This window comes from Methylobacterium nigriterrae (assembly GCF_037106235.1).
In the GTDB taxonomy this organism is placed as follows: Bacteria; Pseudomonadota; Alphaproteobacteria; order Rhizobiales; family Beijerinckiaceae; genus Methylobacterium; species Methylobacterium nigriterrae.
In genome coordinates this window covers 1-456 of record NZ_JBAWTG010000546.1, presented here as the reverse complement: position 1 = coordinate 456, position 456 = coordinate 1, and the positions used below count along the sequence as shown (strand labels likewise).

Below are 456 nucleotides of genomic sequence, written 5' to 3'. Positions count from 1 at the left end.
ACCGAGCTCACCGTCGAGATGGTGGAAACCTCTGAGGTGCCGCTCGTGGCCAAGGGGGTCAGGGTCCGGGAAGAGGTTGTGGTCCGGCGGGAGCGCACGAAGCGTGTTGAGACTGTGCGGGACACGATCCGGCGGGATGAGGTCGAGATCTCGAACGCGAGCGGGCGCTCCGGCAACAGGCGGGCTGCACTCGCTTACAGCCGCAAGTAGGTGCCGGTAGCTGACACAAGCGGGCCGCGGTCAAAACCGACCGCGGCTTTCCTCTTCGTGGACCATTGCTGGCCTTATGGGCCAGAGTACGGCCCACGGAACAGGTCTCCCAGCGCCTTCCTTCGGAACAGGGTGAGCCATCGCCGCCGCCGGTGTTCGGGCCGATCGTGGAGCAGGTGACAGCGCTGGCAGAAGGCCGCGAGGTTGCGCTCGGCATTGTTGCTGGTGTCATGGTCGCGGTGGGCT

1 protein-coding gene is annotated in these 456 nt (G+C 66.0%); it reads left to right on the top strand.

Features of this window, described 5'->3' with window-relative positions; all coding sequences use genetic code 11:
- On the top strand, nt 1-210 hold a 210-nt coding region (locus tag WDW90_RS38170; RefSeq protein WP_336492878.1), incomplete at its 5' end, for a DUF2382 domain-containing protein.
- Between the last annotated feature and the right edge of the window lie 246 nt (nt 211-456).